This window comes from Synechococcus sp. RS9909 (assembly GCF_014279595.1).
Taxonomy (GTDB): domain Bacteria; phylum Cyanobacteriota; class Cyanobacteriia; order PCC-6307; family Cyanobiaceae; genus Synechococcus_C.
Genome location: NZ_CP047943.1, coordinates 1,640,520 through 1,665,877, shown reverse-complemented (window position 1 = coordinate 1,665,877; position 25,358 = coordinate 1,640,520). Strand labels below are relative to the sequence as shown.

Sequence of the window (25,358 nt, the reverse complement as noted above, 5' to 3'; positions counted from 1 at the left end):
CACACAGAAATCGCTCGACAGGAGATTAGGCTGAGAACGATTATCGCTGCCATGGCTGCTGTGTCGCTGATCCCCCGTGTCTGGCGCTGCTCTGCTGCAGTGCTCCTCGCCGGTGTGATGACGGCCTGCGGCGTCACCCCTCGCTCGGAGCCATCGGCCGGAACCCCCTCGAAGCTCCCGGTGGTCACCACCTTCCTGCCGATCACCCTGTTCACCCGCGCTGTCGCCGGCGATTGCGCCACGGTCAAGTCCTTGATCCCCCCCACCACGGGCCCCCACGACTTCCAGGCCAAGCCAGGAGATCTGGCGGCGCTGCGCCAGGCCCGGGTGCTCGTCAAAAACGGGCTGGGGATGGAAGCCTTTCTCGACAAGCTGGTGGCCTCGGCTGGCAACAGCGAGCTGGTGGTGATTGATTCCAGCCGCGGCATTGCCACCATCGACTCCCCTGAAGAGCACGACCACGACAAGGAGCACGGCCACGACCACGGCCATAGCCATGGGGAGGTGAATCCCCACATCTGGCTCGATCCGCTGCGGGCTGTGGAGCAGGTAGAAACGATCCGAGATGGCCTGATCAAGGCCGACCCGAGCTGCGCTGAGGGCTACCGGCGCAATGCAGCGGCCTACACCGCAGAGCTGCGGGCGCTGAACGACGCATTCGCCACCCAACTGAAGCCTTACCAAGGCAAGACTTTCATTACGTTCCACGATTTCGCCCCCTACTTCGCCCAGCGCTACAAGCTCAAGGCCGATTTCCTGGTGGATGTGCCGGAGCTGAACCCGAGCCCCGCTGATCTGCAGCGGCTGTCAGCGGTCGTGCAGCGTCAGCAGATCAGGGTGTTGCTCTCCGAGCCCCAGGAGCACCAGCCCTCCTATCGAGCCCTGGCGAACGATCTGGGTGTTGCCATCAGTGTGTTTGATCCCCTGGGCACCGGTTCCGAGGTGTCCGCCCGTGAGCCGGACACCTATTTTGTGGTGATGCGGCGCAACGTGGCCGATCTGATCAAGGCGTTCGGTGGTTAAGGCCCGATGACCCAACCGGTCCTGCAGGTGCACGATCTCAGCGTCGAGCGCAGTGGGCGTTTGGCGGTGGAGGGCGTGACCTTCGCTCTTGCCCCGGAAAGCGATACCGCCCTGGTGGGGCCCAATGGTGCCGGTAAAAGCACCCTCGTGGCCGCCTTATTGGGACTGCTGCCGCGGCGATCCGGCGTGGTGGAGATCCTTGGGCAACCGCTGGGCATCGATGGGCAGCTGCCTCGAGCCGTCCGCGCCCAGATCGCTTATGTGCCCCAGACTCTGGCTCTGCAAGGGCGTTTCCCGCTCACCGTGGCGGAGTTCGTCGGCTTCGGCTTCGACCCCCCAGGGCTGGGCCTTCCTTGGAAGGATCATCGCAACCGCCATGTGGCGGTGCAGCAGGCCCTGCAGCGCACCGGTTGCGAGGGTCTGGGCCAGCGCTTGTTGAGTGAGCTCTCAGGCGGTCAACTCAAGCGGGTGTTGCTGGCGTTCTGTGTGGTGCGCCCCCGCCAGTTGTTGGTGTTGGATGAGGCTCAGGCGGGCCTGGATGCGCCCTCCAATGAGCAGTTCCAACAACTGCTGTTTGACCTGCGCCGTCAGGAGGGCTGGACGGTGCTGCAGGTCTCCCACGATCTCGACATGGTGCGTCGCAGCTGCGATCAGGTGCTCTGCCTGAATCGGCGGTTGCGCTGCAGTGGCAGCCCCGATCATGCCCTCAGCCCGGAGCGGCTTAATGAGCTCTACGGCCCCAACATGATCACCTACCGGCATCAGCACCATGGCTGACGCTGTCGCCCTGGCTTCCATCCTGGCCTCATCCTGATCGGTCGTTCAGACCCAGTTTTGATCCAAGAGTGATTCAGGCCTGCGCTTGATCACGTAGATACAGATATTGGTATCCAGCAGATAACGCAACATGACTGCCTTTAGAACGCTTCGCGCTCGGCCTGCTCCTGGCTTGAGCGTTCGGCCATGAAGTCTTCCGGTGGCACCGGGGTGTGATGGAAAAAGCTGTCCCAGCGCTGGCCAACGGGCGAGATGATTCGCTCCAGGCCGCAGGCACGCACCTCGACGGCTTTGACGGAGTCCGGCAGGCGCAGGTGAGCGGGGATGCGCACCGCCTGGCTGCGGTTGCTCAGGAACAACTTGGTGACACTGGTCACGGCTCACCCTTGAAGGGATATACACAGAGTCTATCTCGTCGAATCGAGCCTGTCGCCAGGGGCTACTCGGATCAGCCGTGCGCCTTGGAACTATTTTGTGGGGATGCAGCGCAATGTGATTGATTCAGCACCATGGCTGACGCTGTCGCCCTTACCTCCATCCTGGCCGAACCCTTCATGCAACGGGCCCTGATGGGGGGGCTGCTCACGGGCAGCCTCGGAGGTGTGTTGGGCAGTTTTGCGGTCTTGCGCCAGCTGTCGTTCTTCAGCGATGCGCTTGGCCATTCGGCCTTGCTGGGGATCACCGTGGGCATCTTGCTGGGGATCAATCCCACCTTGGTGTTGATTCCGTTTGCCGTGGTCTTCGCTTTGCTGGTGCATCAACTGGTGCAACGCAGTGCTCTACCCACCGATGCGCTGCTCAACATCGTCTATTCCAGCTCCCTGGCGGCGGCGGTGCTCGCGCTGAGCCTGGTGGAGACCTATCGCGGTGGGATCCAGCAGTTGCTCTTCGGCGACATTCTGGGCATCAGCTGGCTGGATCTCGGCGTGATTGCTGGATTGCTTCTGGTTGCTTTGCTGTATCTCACCCTGAGCCTTCGCGCTCAGGTGTTGCTCACGCTCAACGAAGATCTGGCTGGGGCAATGGGCGTGCGCAGCGGCAGGCACCGCCTGGCTTTCATCGTGCTGTTAGCGGTGGTGGTGGCGGTCTCGATCAAAGCGGTGGGTGTCTTGCTGATCAGTGCCTTTGTGGTGATTCCTGCGTGCGCAGGCCGCCTGCTCAGCCGTCGTTTTCCTGTCTATGTGGTCAGTTCGGCCTTGCTGGGAGGTGGTTGTGCCCTGGTGGGGTTGCTGACCTCTGGCCTCACTAACCTTCCCTCTGGCCCTTCAGTCGTGATGGTGCAGTTCCTGGGCTTTGTGGTGGCATTGACGATCAGTCAAACGACGCGTCGGTCTCCAGCAGTTGCCGGGCCATGAGGGCGCCATATTCGTGGTGGAGGCCCAGCCGACCCGGAACCACACTGACCCGATCCGCCACTGCGGTGAGGGCTTCCATCCCTCGCCGACTGCGATGGCCACTGACGTCATGCACAGGCCCGCTGCGCCCAGCTGACCGGTCATCTGCAGCTTCCGTTCCTAACGTGGATGCATCCATGCGTTGGCGATGGGCAGCTTTTCCTTCACAGCAGAGATCAAGGAGGATCGGACCTTGCAGCTTCCTGCTGGTTCCCCCACCGGCCGTGTGACCGTGGCGATCACACCTGCTGAGGAGGTCGCACCGACAGGTCGTCGTCTACTGGCCAAGCTGCTGGACCTACAGGCAGTCATCCCCGCAGCTCAGGGCTTCAGCCAGGAGCAGATCGATACCGCACTGGAGCAGGAGCGGGCCGGCTGGCGTTGAGGCATGCAGCTCTACCTCGATTCATGCGTGCTGATCTATGCCCTTGATGGTGCTGAGCACCTGCGCCGTCACGCCCTGCAGCAGCTGGAGCGCTACGGCGATGCCGACTGGGTGATCAGTGATCTGGTGCGCATGGAATGCCTTGTGGGTCCATTGCGCTCGGCAGATCAGATCCGCCTGCTGGCCTTTCGCAGCTTCTTCTCCGATTGCACCGTGGTGCCCCTGCATCCAGAGGTGATGGAGCGGGCGGCGGAGCTGCGGGCCTCCACCCGCCTGCAGACAGCCGATGCCATCCATCTGGCCGCCGCGGTGCACTGGGGCTGTGATGCGCTGCTGACCAACGACCGCGCCTTTCAGTTCATCCAGACACCGATGGAGGTGCTGCGACTGGAGCCGGAGCAGCCCTGAGCTCATGGGACTGATTCTTCACCAGCATGGCAATGGCTGGTGAAGAGAACTGGGGCCGGACCCCGGGAGTGCAGCACCGATGGACCTCACTCTGATCGAGGCAGCCAAGTATGAAACCCGCCTGGAGCACCTGGCGGTGATCAAGACCTTTGCTGAGGGCGATTTGCTCAGCGATGCTCCCCGGCACTCGGCATGAGCTTGACGCGGCGGCGCAAACGGACCCGGTAGCCCACGTGGGCAGGCCCGTAGTGCTGGATCAAGGCATCGCGGGCCTCATGCTGCAGCTCCTCCAGGCTGCTGGCATCGATCCGCAGCTGTGGGTTGCTGGAGCGCCCGGTCAACTTCCGGGGCCTGGCCTGTTCCACATCAAAGGTGATCTCACGCATTGGCAGCATCGCTCCGCATGGCCATCAGCCTGATCGAATTCATCCGGCACTGACCTGCCGCGGGCATGCGGATCGCCACATCTGAGGGTTCAAAACAGCACATCGGCTGAGGCCCCGAGCGCCCTTGACAAGGCGCGAGCAGCGCGATCCGGTGCTCCTGACGCAGATCGCTGAAAGGGTGGAGTGCAACTCCCCATCAGAACGCCACTATCAACGGCTGGTGGCAGAGCTGACCAGCAGATTGGAACTCCAAGGCAGTGACTGGCAGTGGTTACGGGGGTTGTTGCTGGAGGCCTGATCCTGCTGTTTCAGAAGCCTCACCCCTTGCTGATCAGCTCCAGTTGCTGGATCTCGGTGGGCAGCATCAGGGTGCGCCAATCCCCCCGCTCGGTGCTCACCTCCACGCCGATCGAGGCCTGGTAGCGATAGGGCTCCAAGTGCGACTGCTTGGTAACTCAGGCCACGTCGGGAGTTGCCGGGGTGAGGCCAGCGATGTTGAAGCCAAAGACGTGATCGTCGTAATCAAGATCACCGCCACCGAGCTGGTCTTCCAGGCCAAAGAGGTTGCTGCCGAGGGAGCGGAAGTGGGAGAGGCCATCGGTGTTGGCATCCGCGAAGGCAAAGAAGGTGTTGCCTTCCACCTGGGCAAACGGTGCGATGTAGGAGGCGTCCTGAAGGCTGAACTCGGTGGACGAGGATTCACCATCAGCGATGGAGAGATCGCCAAGAGCGCTGATGCGATTGGCCTCCAGCAGAGCGGCGGCGGCATAGCCGGCATCACCGGGCGTGAGCAGGGAGCCATCGGCGGCACGCACACTGCCGCTGGTGTCGAGCACGCGATAGAAGCCGGTGACGGCGTCGTATTCGGCTTCTCGGGCCTGAACAATCGTGCCGGTGATGGTTTCGTCGTTGGTGAAGGCGGTGAAATCGAGCAGGGGTGCCGCGTGTTGCTCCTGGGCGATCAGAGCGCCGAGGTTCTGATCGCTATTGAGCAGGGTCAGATCAAAGCCAATGCCACTGGCGCTGGAGAAGGACGCCGCACCAGTGGTGGCATCGACGCTGCCATCAAGGAAGGAGAAGCGTGAATCATCGAGGCTGGTGAGATCCGCGAGAGTGCCGTTGGTCACCGCGAAAAAGCGGATGCTCTGCCCGTTGCGCAGCAGGAACTCGCTGTTGAACGTCATTGCCTCGGCGAGGGTGACGTCGTTGTTTTCCAGGGCGGAGAACAGGAGGTGAGCGCGCTCCTGGAAGGCGCTGATGTCGCTGACGGTGGAGGCCTCCTCGCCCGCGTTGAGGATGACGTAACCGATTTCCGTCACGGCGTTGGCGCGACTGGTGAGGGACGCCTGCAGGGCGAGGGCAGCGGGCGCAGCATTGGTGGCATCAGCCACCTGAAGAAAGCCGTTGTCGAGCGCGGTGAGCACGGGATCGAGGCTGACGGTGCCCAGTGCAGAGGGATCATCGATCACTCCATTTTTGACACCATCCTTGTCGCCGAATCCGCCATCAACCAGAGTCAGTGAGAGGAAATCAGCGATGCCATCACCATCGGTGTCGTAGAAGCGCGCACCGGCATTGACGAGGGGGTCGTAGGAAAGCGGTGTGAGAGCACCCTGGTCATTAATGGCGTAGTAAATCGGTGCGATGGAGGAATCACGCTCTCCATCGTCTGATGTGAGTGTGAGGTCATCCTCAAGGACAGCGAGAGGGATATTGGCGGTTGCGGTTGAAGTGTCATCATCAAGCTCAACCTCGAAGTCGATAGCTTTATTGCTGAGGGCGATTTCAAGGTCACGCAAGTTGCTCAAACTACTGTCATTGGCAACTTCTGATGTAGTTACAATTTGAGCAGCTGGAGTTTGAGTGTCGCCGTTTGATGCGACAGAGACTTGAGTGGAGTCGTCGGCTTCTGTACTGGGGGCGGATCCGGAGACTGAGGATTCGCCAGTAACGGCGGTAGAATCATCGGAGTCTGAGGTGCCTTCAGAGACGACAGCGGCATCATCCACTGGATTCACCGTGATCGTGACCGTTTGCGCTGTGGTGCCATCCAGATCGTCGGTGATGGTGACGGTGAATTGATCGGTGCCGTTGAAATTGGCATTCGGCACATACGACCAGGCACCGGAGGCCTCATCAATCGTTGCGGTGCCATTGGCCGGGCTGTTGCCATCGGCAATGGAGAAAACAGTGCCATCGGTGAGTCCGTCGACATCCGTGGCCTTGAGTGTGCCTGTGATGGCCTCAGCATCCTCATCGCCAGAACCGGTGGTGCCTTCAGAGACGACAGCGGCATCATCCACTGGATTCACCGTGATGGAGACCGTATCGGTGTCGCTCAGCGGCGCGTCACCAGAATCGGTGCTGACAACGGTGAGGGTATCGCTACCGAAATAATCAGCTGATGGTGTGTAGAAGAGTGTCTTCAGGGCAGTATTGATCTGCTCTTGCGAGCCGCTGAGGGTAAGATTAGCGGAATTGTTACTGCCGTTGATGATCTCGGCACCAGCAGTAACACCAATTCCAATAATACCGTTTTTGACGCTGATCTGGACCGTGGATAGATTCCCATCGTCATCGCTGACAGTAATGATACCGAATCGATTAATACGTGTGTCTTCTGTGAAGCTCTGATCCCCGGGAACAGTATTTACTGGTGCTACATTTAAAGAATCCTTATTCTGTTTAGACTGTACGATGATATTCGTGAAAAGTGCAATATTATCACCTTTAAACCTGTCGTAAAGACCAGTATCAGCAAATGCGATCACATTGCCGCTACCAATTGGCTCTCGAGCCATCACAATATTGGCTTCTGAATTGCTGGTAACAAGAATAGCTTCAGCCGATTGATCATTGATTTCAAGAACGCCGAAGATACTTGATTTCACACTGGCTATTCCGGAAGTGATTTCGTAGTTGCCAATTTCAATCAGTGATTCATCTGTGCTTTTCGTTGCATTAAAGTCGTCATCTTTAACAGAGCTTGGATTTGTCAGTATCGAAATGGAAGTCCCTAGGCTTTTAAGAATCTTATTAGCGTTCTCGTTGGCATTAATACTCAAAGGTCCTGAATGCTGTTCCCCGTTAATCAATAGTGTCCCGCCAGACTCAACGAATGTCTTTAGGTTATCAAGTTGCGCTTCAGTAGGCAGTGTCTTTGGGAGTGAGATAAAAGCAAAATCAACTTGCAGATTTTCATCTAAGAAGGAATAGTCGATATATCCATTATTGTCTAGGTTCTCAATTTCGCCAAAAAAGGCACGGGCGGTCCCATACGTTGGATTTTCATAGCCAACACCTTTGATAGGTTCACTGTTTGTTAATGGCTCACTGTCTTCAGAAGGTCCTTCTTCAAATGTCGCGTAAGACACAATCCCTAGTTGGTACTTCCATCTGTTCGTGTCGCCGAAATGCCGTGGCCAATTGATTGTCTTGTTGGTCCATTTCGAATCGAGAGTCCAGTGTTTTTGGCCGTCAGTGTCGAGGCCCAAAGTGCTCCCTGATGAGTAAACAGACGCACCTACAACTTCCTCCCAAAGGCCCACGACAGACTTGTCGGCTCCGTAATCGCAAGCCCAGAACGCAAGTTGATCCACCTGCCATTCGATCAGTTGCTTGCTTGCCACCAGCAGGGCATTTCGATCAACGCACGTTGCGCCCACCTGCAGCACGCCTGGACTGCCGTGGCTTACCCAGTGCAGCGTCTGCACCGGCTGGCCCTGCCGCCGCCGTTCCGCCAACGCGGCGGTCACGATCTGCAGCGGATCCTGAGTGCCGTCCAGCCAGAGCACAGGCACCAGCGCTTCCGCCAGGAGCTCGCGGATCTTGGCGCAGCTGCCATCGGCCACCAGCAGCACACCAGTTGGCGTTCCAGCCTTCTGGGCGACGCACAACGTTGACAGGGCTGCTGTGTTGGTCATCGATGTCGGTAAGCAATAAACGCACATTTCCTAGTGAATGCATGCCCGCACCGGCAAGCACTGATGGGCTTACCTGGAATGAATCGGTCGTTTCAGGGAATGAACGTGTCATCAGCATGGGGCGAGGGCGACGACTGCTGGCGCCATGGCACCTGGATCCATGGCATGCTCACGTTGTTGCACGCTGAATCATGTTGACGATGAGGTGGCGCCAATGGAACGGCTGGATTCGAACCCATCGTCTGTTGTTATTCAACGCCCTCTTCTGGCTCGTCATCGGTCTTGATGCCTTTGCCACCACCTGGGGTTGGGCTCAGCTGACGATCCAGCCCGAATCCGGCGTTGTATTGATGTTGTTTTGGGCGATTCCTGGGTTCCTGTTCTGCGCTTGGATGCAACGACGGTTCCTGTGCAATCCAGGCTGGAGCGTCCTGCGGAGCAGGCGACGAACCGTGATCTTGCTCGTCAGCATGGTTCTGTTCGTCAGCCTCCTGATTGGCGTTGCGCATGGCTTGATGCGTCTGCTGCCGATCAGCGCTGATCAATATGCCTCTACGGATTTGCAATTCGCCGCGAAAACCTGGATTGTGTACGGCGGAATGATTCTGCGCCTTCTCATTTGGGCTGGATTTTTCCTTCTGTTTCTGAATGCACGTGACCTGCAGCACAGCGAAGTCAGGCGAGGCCAGCAGGAAAAAGCTTTGGTTTCAGCCCAGTTGCGCTTTCTCACCTCAGCGTTTCAGCCCCATTTTTTGTTGAATGGTCTCACCGCCATCGCCTCGTGTCGCCACGATCCCGATGCGGTGCAGGAAGGGTCAAACGCCCTGGCAGATTATCTTCGCTACACGATCGCAAAGCCTGAGTTACTGGAGCCTTTGCAGTTGCAACTGGATGCTCTTGAGGGCTACATCGGTGTTCAGGAGCTTCGCTTTGCTGAACGGTTTCGCTCAGAATTCATGGTTGATAAAGACGTGTTGCAGCTCCAGGTGCCTCGATTTCTGCTGCAACCCCTGGTGGAAAATGCGTTCAAGCATGGCTCGCCTGGTTTCGATGGCTTGCTACGGATTCAGGTGCGCTGTCGCTGTGAGGGCCAGCGCCTGATCTTGTCTGTGGCAAATACAGGTTGCTGGCAGGGATCCCATGGGGGTGGTTACGGCTTGGAGGCGATCCGACAGCAACTGGATTTGTTCTATGGGTCGGCTGCCACATTGCGCGTCAGCAACAACGATGATCTCACCTATGTGACGGTGGAGTTACCCGTCAGGCAGGGACAGCTCAGCCATGCTTGAGGCCTTGTTGGTGGAGGATGAGCCCGCTGCCATGAGGCATCTCATGGCCTTATTGCAGCAGCATCCCCAGGTGAGAGTGCAGGCCCAGGCACATTGCCTGGAGCAGGCTATTGCTGCGGTGCAGGCGGCGCCACCAGATCTTGTGTTTCTGGATCTTCGCCTCGGAAGGCTCCACGGATCAGCGCTTCTATCCATGCTTCCCGAAACCTGCCAGGTGGTGATCACCACGGCCTACCGCGATTTCGCCATCCAGGCCTTTGATGCCGGTGTGCGCGATTACCTGCTCAAGCCGATTCGTCCAGAGCGGCTGGCCCTCTGCTTGGAGCGATTGCTTACAGCGAGACCAGACGCCGATGCTAACGATCCCGGCTTCAGTGACACCGAAGGCTTCTGGCTTGATCGCTCAGGCTGGCGCGATCAGATCCGCTTGGATGCGGTGCTGTGGGTGGTAGCCATGGGCAAAAGCTCACATCTCCAGCTGGTGGATCGTGATCCGTTGGTGTTGAACCGCCTGCTTGGCGAGTGGGATGGCGTGTTGCCGGAGGACCAGTTTCCCCGTCTCGATCGTTCCACGATCATCAGCCTGGCGGCGCTGCGCACCGTGAAGCGCGTGTCCCGTTCGCTCACGCTGCTCTTGTTTCATGGCTTTGAGCAGCCACTGGCGATCGGGCCCACTGCAGCCCGGCGCCTCAAGGAGCTGCTGGCGAAGGAGTGATCATCCGCTCACCCCTTGCTGATCAGCTCCAGTTGCTGGATCTCGGTCGGCAGCGTCAGGGTGCGCCAGTCGCCCCGTTCGGTGCTCACCTCCACGCCGATACAGGCCTGATAGGAATCCAGGGCCCGGTTGCGGCTCCAGTGGCGTGCTGCATCCAGGGCCTCCTGCAAAGACGGGTAATCAACGTCCAGATACGGATGGGGCTGCATCGCAGCATCGGTGAGGCGGTAACGGCGCGCAGCTGACATGAGCGTTGGCAGAGGTAAGGGCAGAGCTGATCAGCTGCACTGGGCGAGATTGGTGTCAGAGAGCGGTGCGCCTTCCAGTTCCAGCTCCTGACCATGCACCAGCTCAAAGGCGGTCCAGACGTCCTCAACCTCACGGCAGTGATGATCGACGTCACACACCCGGTAGCGACCGGAGTCGAGCCTTTCGATCGAAGAACCGCGGGGCGTGGAGGCAACAGCAAAGGCAGACATGATTCTCAGGCATCTCAAATGGTTCTAGAGCCAGTAACGGTGTCCTGCTGTGTGCTGAGAACGCTTTGACCAACAAAAAAGGCGGGGGTCTCAATCCCGCCTGGCATGACAACGGCCGATGCAGGCTTCCCAGCCCGCTGTCCCGAGCGTCCCGCAGCTGTCGGGGTGCTGCGATCCGTACAACCACTCATTTCTCGGTTGTCTCATTCAGGTGGCGAGTGCCACCGGGATTGAGCAACCGACCGGCCAGCTCCGCCGCCTGGAGGCAGCGCTGTGCCCGCCGTTTGACGTCGTCCTGGCTCCTCCCACGCTCGATGTAGGCCTGCATCGCTTCTGGGGTTTCGATCAGCGCCAAGAGTCCTGCCTGGCTTCCCTTGACGCGTGGATCCAGCAGCAGCCTGCTCACCATGCCCTCGCTCCAGAGCCGGTGGGCGTCGTTGTCTGGCGCAAACAACTCCTGGTGCAGGATCTGCAGGCACTCCTGTTTGAGCAGTTGCAACTGGCCTGGCTTGAGCCGGCGGCTGTTGGGCAGGCCCCGAGCAGCATCGGCCTCATGCTCGACGCTCCAGCTCAGGCCCGTGCCCGGCAGCCCCACCGTGCTGCGGTTGCCGCCCCGGCGATTCACCGGGATGTTGAACGAGGCACCCCGACTGCCCACGGAGATCGAGCTCAGTCCGTTCTTCGAGAAGTGAAAGCGCAGGGGACCCAAGCGGGCGGAGCGGCGGAAGCGAAAGGCCATGGCGTCAGCAACGGTTCAGCGGTTCTTGACGCAATAGCGCCCGGAGCTGAACCAGCCCATTGGGCAAGAATTGCCGGTCTTCTCGATCGCCTGGCGTGTGTTGCTCGGGCTGCTCAGGCAGTAGTTCCCAGAGGCATAGAAGCCGATTGGACAGCCGTTGCCCACCTTCTCAATCGCACCGCGCGTGTTGCCGCTCTTGCTTGGCACGCAGTAACTGCCGGAGGCGTAGTACCCCATCGGACAGCCACCCACCCTGGGGAGGGGGCGCACCGGTTGCTGGGCCAGGGCGTTGGAGGCACTGACAACAGGCAGCACTGCAAGCGCACCGAGGACGAGAACCAGCTGCATGGCCATAGGAGGCGCACCACATCAATCCCACCCCACCCTGAGGCACTTGGGTTGAGATCGGCATGACAGCGGGGATTCATGCAAAAGCTGCATCGATTGCTGATAACGGGAAAGACCTGCCCAGGTCGCAGCGAGACTTGTGGTCATCTCCAGCAGCAGCGAACAGTGCTGCTTTCCTTCTGGTTATGCCCACCAACCACCAGACCGAGGACTGCATCCACCGGATCCGGGATGCCCTGGTGTTCTGGTCACCGCAGCCAGCCCACCCACGTCTGCATGGCCGGGTGCAGATTGTCGATGTGTTCTCCCTGGAAGTCGCCACCGGCTACAGCCGTGATCCCCATGGGCGCCTGCTGCTCCATTCCGCACCCTCCGTCGCAGAAGGCAGGAGCTGGAGCCTGGCCAAAGCAGCCCAGCTGATCCGCAACGACGCCCGGCCGCACCGCTGGGTGGCGTTGCAGCAAGACAAGCGCGCCTGGGGTCTGTTCTGGGCTGGTGGCGGCCTGCAGCGTTGCCGGGAGTTATTGGCGGAGCAGATCAATGACGCCGAGGCCTGCTCGGCCCTGGTGCCAGTGAGCGCAGAGCGGGTGCTGGAGCTGGTGCTCAGCAACGACCATTCATCCTCCTCCCGCAGTCCGCTTCCGGCTGGCCTGCCCCAGCAACCGATCTTGCAGTGGGTGGCGCTCACCTCAGCGGTCTGGCTGGTGATCCTGGCGCTGATCAGTGGGGGCTTCCTGCTGCAGCTGGAGCGTCAGACCCGCACACTCGAGGTGCTGCTGGAGCGGCTCGAGGCCACCGACATCAGGCACTGAGGGCGACTGGTTCCAGCCGATACCGCCGTCGATAGCTGGCAGTTGATCAATAATGGAGGTGACATGCCTGTCCTGCTGGCAGAAGGCAGAAACCAATGAGCCCGGGTTTTACCAGCCACCTCAACGATCCAGATCTTGATCGCGTCTCCGCTGCGCTGCTTCGTGCCGGCCAGCGGGCCCGTCAGCTGGCGCGGCAGACCGATACAGGTATTGCCGTGCGCATCGACGGCGAGCTGAGAATCCTTCAGGGTGCAGAGCTCGAGAGTGCTATGGAGACAAAGGATGAGGGCTGAAAGGGTGGCCATCGACGCCGATGCCAACTGCGGCACGGGCAATCGTTCTCACGCCCTATGCCAACGGTGATCTGGCGGAGATCTGGGCTTTCATTGGATGCTGCCCTCGCTGATCCAGACGTGCTGAAACAACCTTGAGCAGTCCCGTCGATGCCACACCTTCTGAGCGGATCCTTGATCAGACGGAGGACGGCAAAACACGCATTCAGTTCCGTTTTGAGGATGAGAGCCTTTGGCTCACGCAGGCACAGACGGCGGAGCTGTTCCAGGCTACGCCGCAGAATATGACCCAGCACATCAAGGCGCTCTACAAGGAAGGGGAGCTGGCGGAAGATCGAACTTGTAAGCAGTTCTTACAAGTTCGATCCGAAGATGAACGGCAGGTCAGGCGCCAACACCCTCACTCCAGCTCGCCTTCGATCCTGTCCGTCGGGTTTTGAGTGCGCAGCCAGCGAGGTACTCGCTTTTCCCGCTGTTGGAATCGGACAGTTTAGTCAACAATGCATCCAAGTATCCACGGGAACACGAGCTAAGGTGGTTTCTGGGCTAGCCAACCATTATGAAGACTGACGACCTGATCCTTGAGATTCAATCGTTACCCGTAGAGGAGCGTGCGCGTGTTGCCGATTGCATCCTGCGCTCCCTCAATTCAACTGTGTCTGAAATTGATCTGAAGTGGGCAGATCTGGCCACCAAAAGACTGGATGACATTGAGGCAGGCCGTGTCAAGCCCGTGACAAGCGATGATGTTTTTGATGGGATCTGGCGACGATTGAGCTGATGCAGATTGTCTTCCACCCTGATGCTCAGGAAGAGCTGAATTTTTCTATCAACTACTATGAAGATAACGAGTCAAGCCTTGGCCATCAATTTGCGATTGAGGTTTTCTACGCAGTTGAACGGATTAAAGCAAATCCGCTCCTATGGCCCCTGCTGAATCAGGGGGTGCGCCGCTGCTTGATTCACAGGTTCCCCTATGGGGTGATCTACTCATTTGACGATACCCAATCAACGATTCTGATTTTGGCCGTCATGCACCTGCATCGGCAGCCAGGCTATTGGAGTGAACGAGCATGAGCTTTCCCCGTTACCCGGCCTACTAGCCCAGCGGTGTGGAGTGGCTGGGGGAGGTGCCGGAGCATTGGGAGGCGTTACGCCTCAGATTTGCAACCCAACTCAACCCTTCCAAGCAAGAAGCCAAAGAACTGGGCGATCAGAAAATGGTGAGCTTCCTGCCGATGGAAGCGATTGGCGAACATGGGAGCATAAGGCTGGAGCAGGAGAAGGAAGTCGGGGAATGCCTTTCTGGATATACATATTTTCGAGACGGGGACGTTTGCGTCGCAAAGATCACTCCTTGATTTGAAAACGTGAAAGGTGCAATTCTTCGCGATTTGAAAGGTGGCATTGGCTTCGGTACGACGGAGCTGATTGTCACCAGGCCTGTCAAGGAGAAAATCACGAGTGAGTTCCTTGACTACCTTTTTAGATCACAGACTTTTCGCCGACTTGGCGAGTCAGAGATGTATGGTGCAGGTGGGCAAAAGCGTGTCCCTGATTCTTTCGTTAGAGACTTCACCTCCGCACTTCCTTCAATTGAGGAACAAAGCCAGGTAACCAGATTCCTCGACCGCGAAACCGGCAAGATTGACGCCCTGATCGCCGAGCAGCAACGCCTGATAGAGCTACTTCAGGAACGCCGCTCAGCCCTCATCTCCGCCGTAGTAACCGGCCAGATAGACGTCCGAGGGCTGGCAGAAGCCGAGGCAGTTGAGCAGTGACTGCAACCCCCAAGACAATCCAAATCTTTCTCCCCAGCGGCGAGCCTCACGGCATTCGCATCGCGGAGATAACCACCCGGATTGTTCAGGTCATCGAAGTCCCCCGGAGCCTTCTTGGCAGCTTCTTATCCATGGAACAGAGCTCCCAGGTGGGCGTCTACTTTCTGATTGGGGAAGACACAGAGGACGGAGACCGCTTGGTGTACGTCGGACAAACCGGCGACCTTCGTTCTCGACTGACAGCCCACAACCAGAAGAAGGACTGCTGGGAGCGGGCTTTAGTCCTCATCTCCAAGACCAACAGCCTCACGCAGACCCACGCGCTGTTCCTGGAGTGGCATGCCCTCCAGCAGATTCGGGGTGCCGGTCGTTTTGCCGATGAAAACGGCAACAGCGGCTCAAGGCCGCACACCCCAGCTCCGCTGGAAGCGGAGTGCTTTGAAGTGTTTGAGACGGGCAGCGTCCTTGTCTCAAGCCTTGGATTCCCCCTGTTTGACCCTGTCGCCAAGCCGAAGCAGAGCGAAGAGCCAGCGGAGGTCCTCAGCTTGAGAAGCCCGTCCAACGGAGTTGAGGCTAAGGGGCTCTACACAGCCGAAGGCTTCGTCGTATTGGCCGGTTCCGTCGGCCGTGGTGACACAGCCCCGTCCCTCGGGGAGACGAATGAACGATGGAGACAACGATTGCTAGACGGCGGAGTCATGCAACCTGATGACCGTGGCCGTCTTGTGTTCCCGAAAGACCACTTGTTTAAGTCCCCAAGCGGAGCTGCCATTGCCTTGCTTGGTCGCACCGCCAACGGCTGGAGGGAATGGAAGAGCCCCCAAGGGCCAACCCTGCATCAACTGATCCGGGAGGGCTGCACCGATGACCAACACCCCTAAGCTGCTAGCAACGAGCAAGCAGAAGACAGCGATGACCCGCACGCTTTACATCCGCCACGTGCCCGATGACGTGGCCGAACGGCTGGAACGCTTGGCCAGTCGCGCTGGGCTGCCATTGAGCACTTTCGCCTTGCAGGAGCTCAGCGAAACAGCCCGCCGTGCCGACAATGCCGAGCTGCTTCAGGCGCTGCCCTCAGCGCAGCTCGAGTCCGGCGAGATCCTCGAGGCCCTGCGCCAGAGCCGAGCTGAACACTGATGGTGGTGGTGGATGCCTCGGTGCTGGTGGATGCGCTGTTGCTCGATGGCGCCGCACGCGCGCGGCTGGCGGAGGCCAACCTCCAGGCACCAGAACTGATTGATGCCGAACTCCTCTCGGTGTTGCGCCGCCTGGTGCTTGCCGAGCGCCTGGGCGAGCAACACGCCCTTCAAGCCCTGGCCACCAGCCAGCGGTTGGGTCTGCGTCGCCACACCAGTCGCCATCTCTGGCCGCGGGCCTGGGAACTGCGCACCAACCTCAGCGCCTACGACGCGATCTACGTGGCCCTGGCCGAACAGCTGGGCACCACCCTGCTCACCGCTGACGCCCGCGCAGCCCGGGCCCCCGGCCTGCGCTGCCCCGTGGAGGTGCTGACCCCATGAGCGTTCATCTCGAATCCGCCTTTGAAACAGAGGTCTGCGAGGTCCTCGCAAGCCACGGCTGGCTCTACGAAGACAAGACGGCCGACAACTACGACCGCAAGCTGGCCAGGCTGCGCATGGCATCGAAGTAACCGATCAGAACCCCATCGGAAGCTGGAACCCAGCGCGCCCAGAGCAGCACATCCAGGACAACGTCCAGGCCCTGATCAGCTGAAAGTCCGTTTCGGAAAAACAGAGCCAGTCGCTGAGCTATCCCCCTGAGTTCGATCTGGTCTGAGGGGTAACGCGCAGGAATCCTCAGCGTGCGCGGCCGCGCAAGCCGGCCCACCACTGGTGATGAGACGCCGGTGGCACTGGGTTGACGGAGCGCTGTGGCCGGCCCCTTGCCGCTGGCCGCGCTGGCGCTTGCGGTCCTGCGCTTGTTCATCCGTGGCTGTTGCTTCACCATCCCGTTCCTCTCGGTCAGCCAGGAGAGCTGCTGCTGCCAAGGTCTCCCCTGAGGAGAAGCTGGTGGCCTCCCTGGTCGCCCTGCTGGAGGCCGGCACCACCCCCTGGCGGCGGGAGTGGGATGCCGCCTCGGGGGGCCACCATGTGAATCTGCTCTCCGGCCGCCGCTACCGCGGCGCCAATCCGGCACTGCTCACTCTGGGCCTGCACCTGCGGGGATCAGCCCTGCCTTACTGGTGTGGCTTCTCGGAGGCCAAGGCCCTGGGGATCTTTCCCCGTAAGGGCAGCAAAGCGGTGCATGTGCTGCGGCCCCAGGTGCATCAGCTGGGCGAAGGCCAGCTTGCGGCGTCGGTCTCAGCAGGTGAAGGTAGCCACGGATCGCCTGACGCCGATGGCCAGCCGTCGGCTCAGCCTGGCCGCAGCTGGGTCAGCTACCGGCCGGTGGCATTGTTCAATGCTGCCGATCTGGAGGGCGAGGCCCTGGAGGGGCTGATTCAGAAGCGCCGCCAGGCAGAAGGGGCCGTGCTGCGGCCCGAGCCGGAGCGGCTGCTTGGAGCCGATGCGGTGCTCAGCAGTTGGCCGGTGCCCGTGAGCTTCGCGGGGGATCGGGCCTGCTACCTGCCGGTTCCCGATCGCATCCAGCTCCCTGATCGCAGCGCCTTTCACTCGGCTGGCGCCCTCTATGCCACCTGGGCCCATGAGGTGATTCATTCCACGGGCCACAGCTCCCGGCTGGCCCGTGATCTCTCCGGCGGCATGGGTGAGGGCGGCGATGGCGGCAGGGCCTATGCCCGCGAGGAGCTGGTGGCCGAGCTCGGGGCGGTGCTCCTCGGGGATCGTCTGGAGATCGGCAGTGCCATGGCAAATCACGCCGCCTATCTGAGCCACTGGGTGGAGCTGCTCAAGGAGTCGCCTCGAGTGCTGCTGCAGGTCCTCAGTAATGCCCGCAAAGCTGCCGATCTGATTTGCCCGGAGGCACCTGAAGCGCCTGGCACTGGGGATGGCTGCCGCGCAGGCCTCGTCATGGCGCGCGGAGTTCAAAGGGCCTCGATGAAGGTGTCGCTATCGACGCCGGCTTGACGCAGCACGCTGGCCAGGGTGCCGACGGCCAGATCCCGGCGATGCAGGGGAACCACACAGATCACCGACGCAGGCGTGCCATCGGCGTTGCTGCTGGTTCGGCGGAGCACCAGGTGGCTGCCTTTCTGGCGCACTTCCTCAAATCCCAGGCTCTTCAGTGCTCATCGGCGTTGAGCGGAGTCCTTCCAGTCTGGGGCTTCTGCTCAAATGCAGCCAGCAACCAGGCAGGCAGGGAAGGGAGGGCTTCGCCACCAGGGCCGGCGCACAGCCACCGCATCCCTTGGCCAGTCCTTACTCCGCCGACTGAATCAGCTACTGATCAACAAGGCGATGATCGAGATCCCGCCGAAGTTTGCGGGGATGCCGCCGGTGAATCCCGAGGCCCGTAGCAAGAAGCAGTTGATCGCGCGGCAGTGGGGTTGATGCCTGACGGCAGCTGCAGCTGCTGATCGGCCCAGTGGGCTGTCAGTGCAGCCAGCAGGCTGTCGCGGGTCCCGTGGAGGCGGAGCATGGAGCGGGATGGCATGTCTTGCACCACCCTGGCGTGATCATTCGGCTTGGCCCAGCCAGAAAGTGACAGGGCCGGGCAACCAATGGCACAGCGACATGAATCAGGCTGTCCTTAGAACAACAAGCTGAGCCCTGTTCCAACATGGTGCTGCCAGCCAACGCCCCAGCCCGGGCCGCCTTCCGTACTGTAAATGGGTTCCCAGTGGGCAAAGAGCACGACATTCTCTGCAATGGGATATTCCAGTTCGATCTCTCCACCCCAGTCGGTACGCTGTGGCAAGCCGGAATAACTCCCCGGCGTGTAAAAGCGCGGTCCACCAGAGAGAGTGACATTGAGGAGATCAACATTAAACCCGAAGCCAAGCCATGGATCGGTGTAATTGCCAATAAAGGTGCCATCGGATTCCCAGCCGCTTCTATTCTCGACTGAAACAAACACACCGTCAATGACAGACTCGAGGCCATCGCCTAGAGCGAAATTCACATCACCATCGCCGAAGGCATAGACCACTTCAGCGCCAAGTTCATTCTTCAGGCCAATGCCAAAATCCTCTCCTTCATCACCTGTGACGTAATAAGGCTCCCAGGCCACCGACAACGCCAGTCGATCATTGGGTTGATAACGCGCTTGCAGAAATCCCTTGATGTCTGTGCGTCGGAATGGTGCGCCTGATCCATGCGCATGAGCATGTTCGGTATGGTCGTCGTGGTCGTCGTGGTCGTCCTCATGTTCTCCCCCATGTTCTGACGCATGGTCTCCATGGTCGTCATGCTCATCCTCATGTTCATCCTCATGCTCTGACGCATGGTCGTCATGCTTATCCTCATGTTCGTCCTCATGTTCATCCTCATGCTCTGACGCATGCTCATCGTGATCATGATCATCGGGTTCGACATGCACTCGTCCGTAAAAATGTTCAGCTTCACCCCATACCAACGCAGGTCCGAGTTGCGCTTCAAGGGTAAAGCTTCCGTTGTTAGGTAGTCCCCACTCCAAAACAACACCGAACATGCCATCAATCGCATAGTGCTGCGGGCGCCCCTCCAAATTGTTTTCAAAACCGCCATGGCCCTCAATGGTGATGACGGGCAAGGCACGGAATTGTCCCGCGGGCAATGGAGCCTCACCACCGCCAGCACCATGGGCCCTGGCAGCACGGCTGAACAAGTCGGCACCCAGGCATAGGCTGAGGGGCAAGAGAGCGACGAGCAGATTTCGTTTTGGCGAAAACACGAATTTCATCGCAAAAGATTACAAAAGAGCAGAAAAAAATACTGGCCGACACCACTCAGAAAATGGCAGCCCAACGTTGCTGAAGCTGCGACGCTGCCTTGGTGTCGCAGCGGCCTCCCTGCGCATCGACAAATGTGCACACATTTGCGGTGGCGGTCTGAATCAGGCTTTTCCCTGGTGCCAAACCATCAGCCACGAGTGCTTGTTTGGCGATGGGGATTCCACTGGCCCGGCTGATGCGTCGCATCGTTTTCGATGCTGGCAGCGATTCAGGGAAGATGGCTCGCGTTCCAGAGGATTGGATCGCTTTGCTGATCGCGGAGAGACTGGCTGGACGCAAACGACCGCCTGTCGTGAAATCATCAATCACGGGAAGCTCGCGAATGCCATAGCGCTTGGCAAAGGCGGAGAAGGCGCGGTGACCTGTCACCAGAACCCGTTGTTGATTAGGTACTGTCTGAATCTGTTGTGTTGTCCAGGTGCCCAGGGCTTGCAGTACGGACGTCATCGCCGCTCGTCGCTGCTGAATGCGCCGACCGCCCCCAGCAGGCATCAATGGCTCTAACTGGGAGGCGACCATGCTCACCATCGCGGTTGTGTTCGCCGGGTCATGCCAGACATGTGGATCGTTGTTGGCACTGTTGGGGACGGCCTTTTCAGCAACACGCACAACAGGTCCGCCACCGGAAGCGTTGTTGAGAGCGGGTGTGAGGTTGTAACCGTTGATCAGGATCAATCGGGCCTTGTTGAGATTCCTGCGATCGGCAGGACGCAAGGACAGCGTGTGGGGATCAGCGCCTGCGGGGATCAGGCACAACACGCTCGCCTGATCGCGAACCAGGGTTCGGGTGAGATCACACAGCACGCCATCGGCAGCAACGATGGCTGGTTTGGCAGGAGACGAAGCCAGCAACAGAGCTGCCAGAGACAGCGACATTGGCAGCGGCATTCCAAGATGACCAACTGCACGAAATGATAACGATTATCGAACCAGCTTGCATGGCTCAGCGCTTTTTGGCGCCACGCCCCCCAGGCAGCAGCAGCATCAAGAGGCAGAGCACCCCGATCAGGGGGCCTGGTGGCAGATTCAATGGCAGGGCCAGCAGAAAGCCGCCGCCGCTCATTCCCAGCCCCACTCCAGCGGCACGTGCCATTGCCACACGAAGACTCAACGCCGTGTTCAACCCAGGCAACACCGGGGCGCAGAGCAGGCCGATCACCAGAATCACGCCAACGGCCGCCATCGCGCTCACGATCACCATGGCTGTGACCAGAGCCAGAGACAGACGCAGACCGCGCACGGGTAGACCCGCCGCTGCAGCTCCATCGGCATCGACGCCGAGATAGACAAGCTGTGAGTAACGCGAGAGCAGCAGAGTCATCAAGGCAAGGCCGGCGAGAGCGACGCGCACGACATCTGATCCGGTCACAATCAACAGGTCACCGAAAAGCAGCGCCTCTAGATCAAGTCGCAGCTGTAATAAGGGGACCAGCAGAACACCAAGCCCAAGAAAACCTGCCAGCACCGTGTTGATCACAGCATCCTGACTGGCGCCCTCTTGTAACTGCAGGCGCTCTGCCAGCCAGGCACCCAGGAGGCCGCTGATCACGCCTCCAATGGCGGGATCGACCCCGCAGGCCACGGCCACCACCAGGCCTGGCAACACCGCGTGGGAGATCAGATTGGCCTGCAAGACCCTTCGCTGTGTCACCAGCAATGTGCCAGTGACTGGGCAGAGAAGTCCCACCAGCGCTGCCATCAGCAACGGCAGGATCCAGAGGCTGATCTCATCCACGGCACTCCCATCCTCCAGCCAAGCGATCACCGAGGTTTTGCTGGATCACAGTCGGTGGACCATCGGCGACGATCCGACCGTCAAGCACAATCACTCGGTCGTAGTGATGGAGCGCTGAGCCCCAGTCGTGACCACTCACCAACAAGGTCTGGCCTGAGCCAGCCAGTTGTTGCATCAAAAGCAGCAGCTGCTCGCGTGATGGTGGATCAATGGCAGCACAGGGCTCATCGAGCAGGAGCACCCCGGTGGACTGCGCCAGCGCTCTTGCCAGCAGAGCGCGTTGTTGCTGACCACCGGAGAGTGAGTCCAGGCGACGCGATGCCAGTGCCGCCATGCCCACACGTTGCAGTGCTGCCTCCACCTCACAACAGCCGTGCCTGCGCGCTGTCCTGTGGCTTGAGGCCAGGCCGACAAGGTCTCGCACGGTGATCGGGAATGACCAAGCAATTCGGCCCCGCTGGGGCATCAGCGCCACCTGGTCACGGCAGCGACTGATCGGTGCACCGGAAAGCGTCACCCATCCCGACGTCGGCTGTCGTTGCCCCTGAAGCACCTGCATCAGGGTCGATTTGCCAGCCCCATTGGGGCCAACCAGCGCGGTGAGGGTCCCGGGTTCAAGCCTGAGAGAAATGTTCGCCAAGACGGTATGGGATCCATGGCGAACCACCACACCATCGGCCACAAGGGTCGAACGCTTCATCACACCGAATCAGGCATTGTTGGATCGACGATCAACGCAAGCAGGGAGGCGAAGCGCAATCAGTGCTCAAACGAGAATCATTCTACGTTGTCAAGGACCATTGTCGACCCCTGCTGCCACCACGCCGGCTGCTGACCCCTGGGGCGCCCGTGGCTGTGTCGTGCTAGTTCGAACGAAGGTGATGGGGCAAAAGTTTCAAAGGAGCAGCCGTGAAATCCGATGCCATTTTGTCAGACTGCAGGACGTATCGGTATGCGTTGTGGCGCCTCTGGGATGACTCTAGGCCCTGCACAATGTTTATCGGACTGAATCCATCCAGTGCCGATGAAGCCGTCAATGATCCAACGATCCGTCGATGCATCGCTTTTTCTCACGACTGGGGATATGGAGGGTTATGCATGGCCAACCTCTTTGCCTTTCGAGCAACGTCCCCAGGTGATCTGAAGGCAGCTGGTCAACCCATTGGTTCAGGCAATGATGATTGGATCATCAGACTGGTCAAGCAGGCTGGGCTTGTGGTCGCGGCATGGGGGAATCATGGCTCCTATTTGGGGCGCTCCCAGGAAGTCCGGGCGATGATTCCGGATTTGATGTGCCTGAAAATCAATCAATCCGGTGAGCCGGCGCACCCTTTGTATCAGCCAGGATTGGCACGTCCGATGCCGTGGATCAGCTAAACCGGCTCGATGCGCATCCAGAGGATCGAGCAGGCATCCACCTGTTCGAGCAGTTCGAGGTGTTCTGCTGTCAGGGCGCGGGCGTCGTTGTGTCGATGGTCCAGGCTGAGCTTGGAGAGTCGCTCCATGCACCAATCGCGCCATTCGCTTGCTTCCATCTGTCGTGCCTGGCGTCGGCAGCCGTTGGGGATGGGCTGGCTGTTCAGTGACTCGTGACTCATCGGCCTTGTTCGTCGCTGGCCATGCTCCTGGCTCTCGCCGGGAAGGCTCGTTCAGCCATCACGTCGCAGGGTGATGGATGTCACGACAGCGTGTTGCTGTAGCAATTGATGCCATGACTGGCCTGATTTGCGGCAGTGGTTTGCAATCGGTGCCGCTATCACGGTGTGGAGTGATTCAGATCCGTACCAATGAAGGAGCTCACGCGCGCCATCAATGACCACCTCGCTTCGGAGTTTCAGGCGAGCCACACCTACCTCGCCATGTCGATCTGGCTGCGTGAGAAGGATCTGGCCGGCTTCTCCACCTACATGCTCAACAAGAGCACCGAGGAGCGGGGCCATGCCTCGCGCATGATCGCCTACCTGGTGGACAGCGATGAAGAAGTGGAGCTGCCCACGGTGCAGGCGCCGGAGCGAGGCTGGCCCTCGGTCAATACCCTCTTCGATGTGGTCTATGACCTCGAGAAGGGGGTCACCGCCTCGATCAATCGCCTGTACAGCCTCGCCGAACAGGTGGGTGAGCGCAGCGCCACCGCCATGTTGGATTGGTTCGTCGCCGAGCAGCTTCAGGAAGAGGCGGAAGCCCGCTTTGTGCGCAAGCGGCTGCGCCTGGCCGGCGACAACTCCGCCGCCCTGCTGCTCCGGTGACTTTCAGGAAAGGTGTCACTCCTGGGCTGCCTTTCAGGCCGCCTGCATCAACGGTAGCTGCCCTGGTTCATTGAGTTCATCTGGCGGCTGATTGATCCAGACCACCTCCGGTTGACGCCAACACCTGGTTGATCGTGACCAACGCCTTGGATTGAGCTGTCGGGCTCGCTCGTAGACGACAGCGCGATGGCGGCTGATCTCCACAGCCCGGCCATTGTGACGTTGCTGGGGCGTCACGAATTTGATCCCGCTGTGGCGGTGTTGGTGGTTGTACCAATCGACGAACGCGGCCACCCACTGACAAGCCTGCTCTTTGGAGGCAAATGGCTTGCGGGGGTAATCAGGCCGGTACTTCACTGTCCTGAACAGGGATTCTGAGTACGGGTTGTCGTTGGACACCCGTGGCCGTGAGAACGACCTGAGTACGCCCAGTTCCTCCAACCGGCTTTCCAGCGTGGCTGCACGCATGGCGTTGCCGTTGTCGGCATGGAGAACCAGAGGTTGTTTCCTGCCTTTGCTGATCCGTTCTCTCAGGCAAGCCCTACTCACCAGATCCGCTGCAATCGCTGGATCTTCCCGTTCGGCGACATCCCAGGCCACAACCTTGCGGCTCCAGACGTCGATTACCAGGTAGAGGTAAAGCCAGATCCCGCGCACGGTGGTGGGCAGGTAGGTGATGTCCCAACTCCACACCTGGTTTGCGCCTGAGGCCCTGAGCCGTGGAATGGGGCGCGGTTCCTGTGGTGGCCGTGCACGACCGCGCCTGTGCACCTGTCCGTGGGCGTGGAGCACCCGGTAAAAGCTGCTCTCCGAGCCGATGTACAGCCCCTGATCTGCCAGTGCTGGCACGATCTGACCTGGTGGCAATGCGGCGTACTGGGGCTGGTTGCAGGTGAGCAGGATGCGCTGGCGCTCCTCTTCACTCAGTCTGTGGGAGACCAGGCGTGGGCTGCCTTTACGACGATCGTGACCACCGTCATCACCCGTCAAGGCCTTGCGCCAACGCTTGAGGGTGCGCAGAGAGATCCCGATCTCGCTGCAGGCACGCACCAAACCCGCGCCAGCGGCATGTGCCTCGCTGATCAGCTCGATGGCCTTCTTCCTGTGAGCGGCGCTGGTCAGCCTTCCGCGTCCTCCGAACAGAAGGCTTCCCACTTTTTTCGCAGCACCAGCAGGGCCGCCATCTCCGCCATGGCCTTCTCTTTGCGCTGCAGCTCCTTCTTGAGGGCTTTGATCTCCCGTTGGTCCTGGGCGCGGAGCTTTTCCAGCTCCTTCTGCTCTTTCAAGGTCAGCACTGGCTTTTCATTGGCATCCTGGGCCGCCTGCCGCCAACGCTCCACCTGCTCAGGAAACAGGCCTCGCTCTCGGCAGTAGGCACTGAGTTCGGTGGCGTTCAAGCCAGCCGTCTCCATCACCACCGTGAACTTATCGGCAGCGCTCCAGCCCTCTGGTTCCTTCTCGGATGCCGGCACCACCTCTCCCTGCAACCGCCATGCCTTCCTCCAGTTGTAAAGGGTCACCACGTGAATGCCCAGCTCCTCGGAGATCTGGGCCACGCTTTGCCGCTGCGGTGGGCTCATTCGCCTCCTCACGTCAGCCTTTACAGCCTCGCTGTAACGACGCATTGGTCATGTCCTCAAGCCCCCGGGTGTACTGATCACAGGGGTGACAACTTTCCTGAAACCGGGGGCTCCTCGATCAGCAATTCCTGGAGGGAACGGCCCTGAGCTACGTGAAAGGCAACGGCGTTGGTGCGGGCGGCGGTGGCGGGGC

Annotated in this window: 36 protein-coding genes; 21 read left to right on the top strand and 15 right to left on the bottom strand. The window is 59.9% G+C overall.

Features of this window, described 5'->3' with window-relative positions:
* Positions 1-51: 51 nt before the first annotated feature.
* The gene (locus SynRS9909_RS08570) at positions 52-1,023 is read left to right on the top strand and encodes a metal ABC transporter solute-binding protein, Zn/Mn family (RefSeq protein WP_007102156.1); all 972 of its coding nucleotides are present in this window, start codon (positions 52-54) and stop codon (positions 1,021-1,023) included.
* A 6-nt stretch (positions 1,024-1,029) separates the two neighbouring features.
* On the top strand, positions 1,030-1,800 hold the full coding sequence (locus tag SynRS9909_RS08565) for a metal ABC transporter ATP-binding protein (RefSeq protein WP_007102157.1): 771 nt from the start codon (positions 1,030-1,032) through the stop codon (positions 1,798-1,800).
* A gap of 140 nt (positions 1,801-1,940) precedes the next feature.
* Here SynRS9909_RS08565 and vapB read toward each other — a convergent pair whose 3' ends face one another.
* Positions 1,941-2,177, bottom strand: a complete 237-nt coding sequence (vapB, locus tag SynRS9909_RS08560) for a type II toxin-antitoxin system VapB family antitoxin (protein WP_007102158.1) — start codon at positions 2,175-2,177, stop codon at positions 1,941-1,943.
* 132 nt (positions 2,178-2,309) lie between these two features.
* Here vapB and SynRS9909_RS08555 point away from each other — a divergent pair, with 132 nt between their 5' ends.
* The 3 genes from SynRS9909_RS08555 to SynRS9909_RS08545 all read left to right on the top strand — a co-directional run bounded on the left by SynRS9909_RS08555 (position 2,310) and on the right by SynRS9909_RS08545 (position 3,987).
* Positions 2,310-3,155 carry a metal ABC transporter permease gene (locus tag SynRS9909_RS08555; RefSeq protein ID WP_007102159.1) on the top strand — a complete coding sequence of 282 codons (846 nt, stop codon included), beginning with the start codon at positions 2,310-2,312 and terminating at the stop codon, positions 3,153-3,155.
* Between the two features lie 187 nt (positions 3,156-3,342).
* Positions 3,343-3,579: a hypothetical protein gene (locus SynRS9909_RS08550; protein WP_007102161.1), complete on the top strand. Its 237-nt coding sequence runs from the start codon at positions 3,343-3,345 to the stop codon at positions 3,577-3,579.
* A gap of 3 nt (positions 3,580-3,582) precedes the next feature.
* The gene (locus tag SynRS9909_RS08545) at positions 3,583-3,987 is read left to right on the top strand and encodes a PIN domain-containing protein (RefSeq protein WP_007102162.1); all 405 of its coding nucleotides are present in this window, start codon (positions 3,583-3,585) and stop codon (positions 3,985-3,987) included.
* A gap of 167 nt (positions 3,988-4,154) precedes the next feature.
* On the opposite strand, the gene SynRS9909_RS08540 is transcribed toward SynRS9909_RS08545, so the two are convergent.
* On the bottom strand, positions 4,155-4,373 hold the full coding sequence (locus SynRS9909_RS08540) for a hypothetical protein (protein ID WP_007102164.1): 219 nt from the start codon (positions 4,371-4,373) through the stop codon (positions 4,155-4,157).
* 455 nt (positions 4,374-4,828) lie between these two features.
* Positions 4,829-8,296: an Ig-like domain-containing protein gene (locus SynRS9909_RS08535; RefSeq protein ID WP_186593710.1), complete on the bottom strand. Its 3,468-nt coding sequence runs from the start codon at positions 8,294-8,296 to the stop codon at positions 4,829-4,831.
* Positions 8,297-8,541: 245 nt separating this feature from the next.
* On the opposite strand from SynRS9909_RS08535, the gene SynRS9909_RS08530 reads away from it, so the two are divergent.
* A complete protein-coding gene (locus SynRS9909_RS08530) occupies positions 8,542-9,585 on the top strand; it encodes a sensor histidine kinase (RefSeq protein WP_240307772.1) in 1,044 nt (347 codons plus the stop codon).
* A complete protein-coding gene (locus tag SynRS9909_RS08525; protein ID WP_007102171.1) occupies positions 9,578-10,300 on the top strand; it encodes a LytTR family DNA-binding domain-containing protein in 723 nt (240 codons plus the stop codon). Before SynRS9909_RS08530 ends, SynRS9909_RS08525 begins: the two co-directional genes overlap by 8 nt.
* Positions 10,301-10,308: 8 nt before the next feature.
* On the opposite strand, the gene SynRS9909_RS08520 is transcribed toward SynRS9909_RS08525, so the two are convergent.
* From SynRS9909_RS08520 to SynRS9909_RS08505, 4 genes are all read right to left on the bottom strand, one after another.
* Positions 10,309-10,548: a hypothetical protein gene (locus SynRS9909_RS08520; protein ID WP_007102172.1), complete on the bottom strand. Its 240-nt coding sequence runs from the start codon at positions 10,546-10,548 to the stop codon at positions 10,309-10,311.
* Between the two features lie 30 nt (positions 10,549-10,578).
* Complete coding sequence (locus SynRS9909_RS08515) at positions 10,579-10,779, bottom strand: hypothetical protein (protein ID WP_007102173.1); 201 nt, start codon at positions 10,777-10,779, stop codon at positions 10,579-10,581.
* A gap of 187 nt (positions 10,780-10,966) precedes the next feature.
* Positions 10,967-11,518 (bottom strand): DUF4236 domain-containing protein, encoded by a 552-nt coding sequence (locus SynRS9909_RS08510; protein WP_007102174.1) that lies wholly within the window; start codon positions 11,516-11,518, stop codon positions 10,967-10,969.
* A 15-nt stretch (positions 11,519-11,533) separates the two neighbouring features.
* Positions 11,534-11,866 (bottom strand): hypothetical protein, encoded by a 333-nt coding sequence (locus SynRS9909_RS08505; protein WP_240307774.1) that lies wholly within the window; start codon positions 11,864-11,866, stop codon positions 11,534-11,536.
* A 185-nt stretch (positions 11,867-12,051) separates the two neighbouring features.
* On the opposite strand from SynRS9909_RS08505, the gene SynRS9909_RS08500 reads away from it, so the two are divergent.
* From SynRS9909_RS08500 to SynRS9909_RS08450, 12 genes are all read left to right on the top strand, one after another.
* A complete protein-coding gene (locus SynRS9909_RS08500) occupies positions 12,052-12,678 on the top strand; it encodes a hypothetical protein (RefSeq protein WP_007102176.1) in 627 nt (208 codons plus the stop codon).
* A 95-nt stretch (positions 12,679-12,773) separates the two neighbouring features.
* Entirely contained in the window at positions 12,774-12,971 is a 198-nt protein-coding gene (locus SynRS9909_RS08495) for a hypothetical protein (RefSeq protein WP_007102177.1), read from the top strand.
* A 134-nt stretch (positions 12,972-13,105) separates the two neighbouring features.
* A complete protein-coding gene (locus tag SynRS9909_RS08490; protein WP_007102178.1) occupies positions 13,106-13,411 on the top strand; it encodes a hypothetical protein in 306 nt (101 codons plus the stop codon).
* A 119-nt stretch (positions 13,412-13,530) separates the two neighbouring features.
* A complete protein-coding gene (locus SynRS9909_RS08485; RefSeq protein ID WP_007102179.1) occupies positions 13,531-13,752 on the top strand; it encodes an addiction module protein in 222 nt (73 codons plus the stop codon).
* Positions 13,752-14,048, top strand: coding sequence for a type II toxin-antitoxin system RelE/ParE family toxin (locus SynRS9909_RS08480; protein WP_007102180.1), 297 nt, complete (start codon positions 13,752-13,754; stop codon positions 14,046-14,048). Before SynRS9909_RS08485 ends, SynRS9909_RS08480 begins: the two co-directional genes overlap by 1 nt.
* 35 nt (positions 14,049-14,083) lie before the next feature.
* Entirely contained in the window at positions 14,084-14,332 is a 249-nt protein-coding gene (locus SynRS9909_RS08475) for a hypothetical protein (RefSeq protein WP_007102181.1), read from the top strand.
* Positions 14,333-14,341: 9 nt separating this feature from the next.
* On the top strand, positions 14,342-14,752 hold the full coding sequence (locus SynRS9909_RS08470) for a hypothetical protein (protein WP_162858325.1): 411 nt from the start codon (positions 14,342-14,344) through the stop codon (positions 14,750-14,752).
* The gene (locus SynRS9909_RS08465; protein ID WP_007102183.1) at positions 14,749-15,633 is read left to right on the top strand and encodes a GIY-YIG nuclease family protein; all 885 of its coding nucleotides are present in this window, start codon (positions 14,749-14,751) and stop codon (positions 15,631-15,633) included. The genes SynRS9909_RS08470 and SynRS9909_RS08465 overlap by 4 nt, the downstream gene beginning before the upstream one ends.
* Complete coding sequence (locus SynRS9909_RS08460; protein WP_240307775.1) at positions 15,617-15,889, top strand: hypothetical protein; 273 nt, start codon at positions 15,617-15,619, stop codon at positions 15,887-15,889. The genes SynRS9909_RS08465 and SynRS9909_RS08460 overlap by 17 nt, the downstream gene beginning before the upstream one ends.
* A complete protein-coding gene (locus SynRS9909_RS08455; protein ID WP_007102185.1) occupies positions 15,889-16,272 on the top strand; it encodes a type II toxin-antitoxin system VapC family toxin in 384 nt (127 codons plus the stop codon). Before SynRS9909_RS08460 ends, SynRS9909_RS08455 begins: the two co-directional genes overlap by 1 nt.
* A complete protein-coding gene (locus SynRS9909_RS14025) occupies positions 16,269-16,403 on the top strand; it encodes a hypothetical protein (RefSeq protein WP_255479122.1) in 135 nt (44 codons plus the stop codon). Before SynRS9909_RS08455 ends, SynRS9909_RS14025 begins: the two co-directional genes overlap by 4 nt.
* Positions 16,404-16,782: 379 nt before the next feature.
* Entirely contained in the window at positions 16,783-17,799 is a 1,017-nt protein-coding gene (locus tag SynRS9909_RS08450; RefSeq protein ID WP_007102187.1) for an ArdC family protein, read from the top strand.
* Here SynRS9909_RS08450 and SynRS9909_RS08445 read toward each other — a convergent pair.
* The 5 genes from SynRS9909_RS08445 to SynRS9909_RS08425 form a co-directional block, all read right to left on the bottom strand.
* Complete coding sequence (locus SynRS9909_RS08445; protein WP_255479121.1) at positions 17,757-17,909, bottom strand: type II toxin-antitoxin system HicA family toxin; 153 nt, start codon at positions 17,907-17,909, stop codon at positions 17,757-17,759. The genes SynRS9909_RS08450 and SynRS9909_RS08445 overlap by 43 nt on opposite strands.
* A gap of 512 nt (positions 17,910-18,421) precedes the next feature.
* Positions 18,422-19,552: a hypothetical protein gene (locus tag SynRS9909_RS08440; protein WP_071933962.1), complete on the bottom strand. Its 1,131-nt coding sequence runs from the start codon at positions 19,550-19,552 to the stop codon at positions 18,422-18,424.
* Between the two features lie 46 nt (positions 19,553-19,598).
* Positions 19,599-20,480: a metal ABC transporter substrate-binding protein gene (locus SynRS9909_RS08435; RefSeq protein WP_007102193.1), complete on the bottom strand. Its 882-nt coding sequence runs from the start codon at positions 20,478-20,480 to the stop codon at positions 19,599-19,601.
* Between the two features lie 67 nt (positions 20,481-20,547).
* Positions 20,548-21,339, bottom strand: a complete 792-nt coding sequence (locus SynRS9909_RS08430) for a metal ABC transporter permease (RefSeq protein ID WP_038001950.1) — start codon at positions 21,337-21,339, stop codon at positions 20,548-20,550.
* Positions 21,332-22,039, bottom strand: coding sequence for an ABC transporter ATP-binding protein (locus SynRS9909_RS08425; protein ID WP_007102195.1), 708 nt, complete (start codon positions 22,037-22,039; stop codon positions 21,332-21,334). Before SynRS9909_RS08425 ends, SynRS9909_RS08430 begins: the two co-directional genes overlap by 8 nt.
* A 209-nt stretch (positions 22,040-22,248) precedes the next feature.
* Here SynRS9909_RS08425 and SynRS9909_RS08420 point away from each other — a divergent pair, with 209 nt between their 5' ends.
* The gene (locus SynRS9909_RS08420) at positions 22,249-22,716 is read left to right on the top strand and encodes a DUF1643 domain-containing protein (RefSeq protein ID WP_038001266.1); all 468 of its coding nucleotides are present in this window, start codon (positions 22,249-22,251) and stop codon (positions 22,714-22,716) included.
* Here the strand turns inward: SynRS9909_RS08420 and SynRS9909_RS08415 are convergent.
* Positions 22,713-22,937, bottom strand: a complete 225-nt coding sequence (locus SynRS9909_RS08415) for a hypothetical protein (RefSeq protein WP_007102197.1) — start codon at positions 22,935-22,937, stop codon at positions 22,713-22,715. The two genes, SynRS9909_RS08420 and SynRS9909_RS08415, sit on opposite strands and share 4 nt — an antisense overlap.
* 189 nt (positions 22,938-23,126) lie before the next feature.
* On the opposite strand from SynRS9909_RS08415, the gene SynRS9909_RS08410 reads away from it, so the two are divergent.
* A complete protein-coding gene (locus SynRS9909_RS08410; protein WP_186593709.1) occupies positions 23,127-23,585 on the top strand; it encodes a ferritin in 459 nt (152 codons plus the stop codon).
* 33 nt (positions 23,586-23,618) lie between these two features.
* Here the strand turns inward: SynRS9909_RS08410 and SynRS9909_RS08405 are convergent, their stop codons facing one another.
* Positions 23,619-24,740 (bottom strand): IS3 family transposase, encoded by a 1,122-nt coding sequence (locus SynRS9909_RS08405; RefSeq protein ID WP_007100122.1) that lies wholly within the window; start codon positions 24,738-24,740, stop codon positions 23,619-23,621.
* Positions 24,704-25,165 carry a helix-turn-helix domain-containing protein gene (locus SynRS9909_RS14020; RefSeq protein ID WP_007100121.1) on the bottom strand — a complete coding sequence of 154 codons (462 nt, stop codon included), beginning with the start codon at positions 25,163-25,165 and terminating at the stop codon, positions 24,704-24,706. The genes SynRS9909_RS08405 and SynRS9909_RS14020 overlap by 37 nt, the downstream gene beginning before the upstream one ends.
* Positions 25,166-25,358: the final 193 nt, after the last annotated feature.

Coding starts and splice junctions, on each gene's coding strand:
- SynRS9909_RS08570 (WP_007102156.1), top strand. CDS start 52: ATGGCTGCTGTGTCGCTGATCCCCCGTGTCTGGCGCTGCTCTGCTGCA.
- SynRS9909_RS08565 (WP_007102157.1), top strand. CDS start 1,030: ATGACCCAACCGGTCCTGCAGGTGCACGATCTCAGCGTCGAGCGCAGT.
- SynRS9909_RS08555 (WP_007102159.1), top strand. CDS start 2,310: ATGGCTGACGCTGTCGCCCTTACCTCCATCCTGGCCGAACCCTTCATG.
- SynRS9909_RS08550 (WP_007102161.1), top strand. CDS start 3,343: ATGGGCAGCTTTTCCTTCACAGCAGAGATCAAGGAGGATCGGACCTTG.
- SynRS9909_RS08545 (WP_007102162.1), top strand. CDS start 3,583: ATGCAGCTCTACCTCGATTCATGCGTGCTGATCTATGCCCTTGATGGT.
- SynRS9909_RS08540 (WP_007102164.1), bottom strand. CDS start 4,373: ATGCGTGAGATCACCTTTGATGTGGAACAGGCCAGGCCCCGGAAGTTG.
- SynRS9909_RS08535 (WP_186593710.1), bottom strand. CDS start 8,296: ATGACCAACACAGCAGCCCTGTCAACGTTGTGCGTCGCCCAGAAGGCT.
- SynRS9909_RS08525 (WP_007102171.1), top strand. CDS start 9,578: ATGCTTGAGGCCTTGTTGGTGGAGGATGAGCCCGCTGCCATGAGGCAT.
- SynRS9909_RS08520 (WP_007102172.1), bottom strand. CDS start 10,548: ATGTCAGCTGCGCGCCGTTACCGCCTCACCGATGCTGCGATGCAGCCC.
- SynRS9909_RS08515 (WP_007102173.1), bottom strand. CDS start 10,779: ATGTCTGCCTTTGCTGTTGCCTCCACGCCCCGCGGTTCTTCGATCGAA.
- SynRS9909_RS08510 (WP_007102174.1), bottom strand. CDS start 11,518: ATGGCCTTTCGCTTCCGCCGCTCCGCCCGCTTGGGTCCCCTGCGCTTT.
- SynRS9909_RS08505 (WP_240307774.1), bottom strand. CDS start 11,866: ATGCAGCTGGTTCTCGTCCTCGGTGCGCTTGCAGTGCTGCCTGTTGTC.
- SynRS9909_RS08500 (WP_007102176.1), top strand. CDS start 12,052: ATGCCCACCAACCACCAGACCGAGGACTGCATCCACCGGATCCGGGAT.
- SynRS9909_RS08495 (WP_007102177.1), top strand. CDS start 12,774: ATGAGCCCGGGTTTTACCAGCCACCTCAACGATCCAGATCTTGATCGC.
- SynRS9909_RS08485 (WP_007102179.1), top strand. CDS start 13,531: ATGAAGACTGACGACCTGATCCTTGAGATTCAATCGTTACCCGTAGAG.
- SynRS9909_RS08480 (WP_007102180.1), top strand. CDS start 13,752: ATGCAGATTGTCTTCCACCCTGATGCTCAGGAAGAGCTGAATTTTTCT.
- SynRS9909_RS08460 (WP_240307775.1), top strand. CDS start 15,617: ATGACCAACACCCCTAAGCTGCTAGCAACGAGCAAGCAGAAGACAGCG.
- SynRS9909_RS08455 (WP_007102185.1), top strand. CDS start 15,889: ATGGTGGTGGTGGATGCCTCGGTGCTGGTGGATGCGCTGTTGCTCGAT.
- SynRS9909_RS14025 (WP_255479122.1), top strand. CDS start 16,269: ATGAGCGTTCATCTCGAATCCGCCTTTGAAACAGAGGTCTGCGAGGTC.
- SynRS9909_RS08440 (WP_071933962.1), bottom strand. CDS start 19,552: ATGAAATTCGTGTTTTCGCCAAAACGAAATCTGCTCGTCGCTCTCTTG.
- SynRS9909_RS08435 (WP_007102193.1), bottom strand. CDS start 20,480: ATGTCGCTGTCTCTGGCAGCTCTGTTGCTGGCTTCGTCTCCTGCCAAA.
- SynRS9909_RS08425 (WP_007102195.1), bottom strand. CDS start 22,039: ATGAAGCGTTCGACCCTTGTGGCCGATGGTGTGGTGGTTCGCCATGGA.
- SynRS9909_RS08415 (WP_007102197.1), bottom strand. CDS start 22,937: ATGAGTCACGAGTCACTGAACAGCCAGCCCATCCCCAACGGCTGCCGA.
- SynRS9909_RS08410 (WP_186593709.1), top strand. CDS start 23,127: ATGAAGGAGCTCACGCGCGCCATCAATGACCACCTCGCTTCGGAGTTT.
- SynRS9909_RS14020 (WP_007100121.1), bottom strand. CDS start 25,165: ATGAGCCCACCGCAGCGGCAAAGCGTGGCCCAGATCTCCGAGGAGCTG.